Source organism: Ideonella sp. P3_A4, from assembly GCF_056403075.1.
In genome coordinates, this window is the sequence record NZ_JBFUGE010000597.1 from 1 (window position 1) to 3,625 (window position 3,625).

Sequence of the window (3,625 nt, forward strand, 5' to 3'; positions counted from 1 at the left end):
CGCCGAAGACCTCAAAGAGCAGACCTGGGATGCTGTTGACGGTCTTTCCCTGCAGCTGCGCTAACCATTCTCGCTGTGTAGTCGTGCCTCCGGACAATTGCAGCAGGGCAGCACGCAACTCGACGGCCCAGAGGCTCCATCCCGCGGACTTGACGTACTCGTCAAGGACATCCATGGCTGGTTGAACATTGCCAACCACGACCTGCTCCTGAATTCGGCGCGCGCAGCGTCTGAAGGCATTGAGCCGAGCTGCGTGAACCGAAAGCCACTGAGTAGCCCACAAGAGCTCGTTCTCTAAAGATAGGGGAGTGAGCTCTCGGCGAACCCACACGAGCTCCGAAGTTGTCCGCGGCCCGGACAAGCACAGGGCCCGGAATGTCTTGGGTGCAGCCGCTCGAAAAGCACCAAAGAGGGTCGCGTACTCAGCAGGCGGACGACTAGCCCTGAGTTGGCTTAGCGCTGCGGTAGCTTCGCCGTTCTTGAGAGCTTCGGCACTTCTAAAGCACTTTCGGAACCAGGAGTCATTCCCCTGCATTTGCTCTCCTATCAGCCTGGAATTGCTGCCACTCCATCTTCGCCAGCACGCTGATGGTAGTGCGCATTCTCAATCACGACTGCCAGAAGCCCCCGGCATATGTTGGAGCGGGCAAGATCGCCTACCAACAGGAGTTCAAGGAGTGGCTGTGGGTGAGGCAGACGATGCCGACAAACCGAACGTGGCAGTCAATGGCTTACTCACCCTTGAGCAGTTGCAGCTGTCGGACGCTCGCATGGCGTGCTTTGGAGGTCGAGATGGCCAAGCCGCCAGGGCCCGACGCAGCGCCAAACGCCTGCTTTCAGCGTCAGGAGTCGCTCAAGTGTTCATCGCCGATCGGCAGCACCCAGTCTGATGCGCTCATCCAGTCGATCGGTAGACGGCTCGTTCGTGGCCCAAAGCCACCCCGTCATAGCAAGGGGGATTCCTCCTCACCGGCGCACAGCCCGCGGGCGGCCCGCCCTCCGCTGTCGAAGCGGCCGGACGGCGCCCGGTGCTTCCCTCTTCCAGCACCGAGCCCCATCAATCCAAGCAGCGCTTACACAGGCGTGGCCAGGTAGGCGCGCCTCACGCCGTTGAACGTGCCCTGGCCCACGATCTGCCCGAGATTGTTGATGGCAGAAGCACTGAAGAGACGCCAGCCAGCCGAGGCTTCGTCGATCAGCTTGTTCAGCTCGTATGTGATGCCGTCCTGCCACATGAAGGCATAGGTGCCTCGATCGGCGCGGTCGCATACCCCGACCACCACGCCGGCTCGATTGATCGCCTTCGCCTGGGAGCTGGCGCGCTCGCCGAGGACCAGGGGTGGAATCAGTGTCACCTGCCCGTCCTGCCAGACGAACGCGATCTTCGGCCTCGAGGGGTTCTTGCGCAGCCACCCGCACACCTGGCGGCTGTCGTTCAAGCCCAGGGCGTTGTGGCTGTAGGCGCCAGGGATCTCCAGCACCTCGGCCTGGCCACCGAAGCGAACGAAGGTCTTGTCGCCGATGTCGGTCGTTTCCCCGAGGTGGTAGCCAGCCACGTCACCGAAGCTGTTGATGCAGCTGCCCATGGCGGCGACGTAGCCGGGTGCCTTGTCGATCAGCACGAACTCGCCATCGGCGGCGATGAATGCTTCGTAATGGGTTGTCTGGCCCACGACCATGCCGGCGTCGTTGATGCCCCTCGTCGAGATGGCAGTCACCTGATCGTTGCCCAGGTAGCGCAGCTGGTTGTGGGACCACACCCAGCCCTTCCCCGGCACCCACGGCCACCGATACAAATCTTGGCCTGCGATGACACCGTGGTTGTTGATGCCACTCCCCCAGGAGGCAATCCCCTCCCACGGCATGCCCACCATCTGCCCGTCCCGGGCCTTGAACGTGACGCCTCGCCTGTCCCCGTCATGCCGCGTGGCCATGCCAGTCGCGACCCCGCGGTCGTTCAGAGCGGTCACCTGGATGTTGGAGCCCCCCAGGTCACCAAGGTCGGTGATGCGCAGGCGCGGGGGCGCGCTGCTCGTGAAGCTGCGGGCGGCAACTGGCAGCCCGGTCATCGCCAGCGCGGCGCCTCCGGCTTGAGTCAGGAAGGCGCGGCGGTCGGTGGGGATGGACATGGAAGTGGCAGGTTATGGTGGTGGACCCGCCGTCGATCGTAATGCAAGACTGGCGATGCGRCAGGCCACCGCGGAGCGGCGCCCACGCCCGGCAAGAGCCTCAGCTCGGCAATGTTGACGTGCCAATGTGCGCAAGCGGGCCTCGGCAGCGCGGCTACGCCCCATTCTGGTTGGCGGCCTCGCCGAGGATCCGTTGCAAATACAGGCGGGTAAGCAGGTAGCTGCCCAGCAGGCCCGTGGCGAGAAAGTAGAGCATCACCGCGTAGGCCACCGACTCCATGGAGTGGAATGCCTGCAGCGGCGGGGAGATCATGACGACGCCGCACGGGTCGCGACACACGGCGGAGGCAGCCTCGGCAGCAGCGGCAACGGCCGGACCTGCGGTGGCCGGGACATCCGGTTTGGAAGCGGCATGGACGGCCGAGTCGGGCAGGTGGTGAAGCGCCCCGATCATCGATCTGGCCATGAAGGTGGCCACGTCGTGCATTCGCTGCAAGAGCGCTTGCGACTCGACCAGCGAGACGCCGACGATGATCTTGGTCAGCCAGTCCGAGATCTGTTCGAGGTTGGTGTTGACGGTCAGCGACCCGCCGCGCGAGTTGTTGTTCTTTGCGCTCACCGCTTCAAGATGACGTTGAGCGTCCGCCACCGCCGCATCGGCCTTCTCGACATCGGCTTTCGCTGCGGCGGCGCTTTTTTCCACCTTCGACTCTTTGACCTCCTTGGCGGCCTTCTCAGCTTCCGCGAGCCGCCGCTTGGCTGCTTCCAACTCGGGCTCTTGAGGCATGCGCGCCGTGTCGGTCGACAGGAACCGAGGAATGCCGAAGAGGAACCCGAGGAACCAGCCCACAGCGCTCCAGGCACCCGCCCACAACAGGCCACGCGCGACGGTGCCGTTGTCCCAGAGGGCCATGAGCACCGACAGAACGCCGAAGGCAATGCAAACGCCCATCGTCACCGCAACCTTGACGGTGCCGGTCTCGTCGATGCGCTTCATCAAACCGGACATTTCGCTCTCCCCATGCAGCAGGAACGCTCATCGGAGATCGCCTCGAACGATGGCGATCGACCGCCGAGTATTCGGCGATCGCCGGAATCGTTCATCCGCCGGATTGAGGAGTGCACGCGTTGCCTTCAGCAGGCCCGAATGCAACAAGCGGGCGCTCGGGGCCCGCTTGTCCTTCCGCTGCTCGGCCGCCAGACAGCGGTGGCGCTGTCAGCCCACGCCCTACCTAGTCACCTTGAACGACGACGTCAGGTCGTTGAAGTTCGCCGRCACCAACGACGACGTATCGCCCGTCAAAACCAGCGCCCTGCCCCCGTAGTTGGCATGCTCGTACAAGGTCACGCGGGTGCCCGCGGGAACGCGGACTGAAGAGATGAGGTCGTTCCACGAAGCGCCGACCCAGGAGTTGTCAGTCGACGAGCACATCACCTTGCCGGCGTAGTTGGCGTGCTCATAGAAGCAAGCCTGCGGGGCGGCGCCGACGCGGTAG

Annotated in this window: 4 protein-coding genes; all 4 read right to left on the reverse strand. The window is 64.0% G+C overall.

The window, feature by feature from the left end; translation table 11 throughout:
- Window positions 1–199: hypothetical protein (locus AC1DYI_RS29585; RefSeq protein WP_477207695.1), on the reverse strand; the 199-nt coding region annotated here is incomplete at its 3' end.
- A gap of 874 nt (window positions 200–1,073) precedes the next feature.
- A complete protein-coding gene (locus tag AC1DYI_RS29590; RefSeq protein ID WP_477207696.1) occupies window positions 1,074–2,129 on the reverse strand; it encodes a hypothetical protein in 1,056 nt (351 codons plus the stop codon).
- A 154-nt stretch (window positions 2,130–2,283) separates the two neighbouring features.
- Window positions 2,284–3,138: a hypothetical protein gene (locus AC1DYI_RS29595; protein ID WP_477207697.1), complete on the reverse strand. Its 855-nt coding sequence runs from the start codon at window positions 3,136–3,138 to the stop codon at window positions 2,284–2,286.
- A gap of 219 nt (window positions 3,139–3,357) precedes the next feature.
- Window positions 3,358–3,625 (reverse strand): peptidase inhibitor family I36 protein (locus AC1DYI_RS29600; RefSeq protein WP_477207698.1); only part of this gene is annotated, 268 nt, incomplete at its 5' end.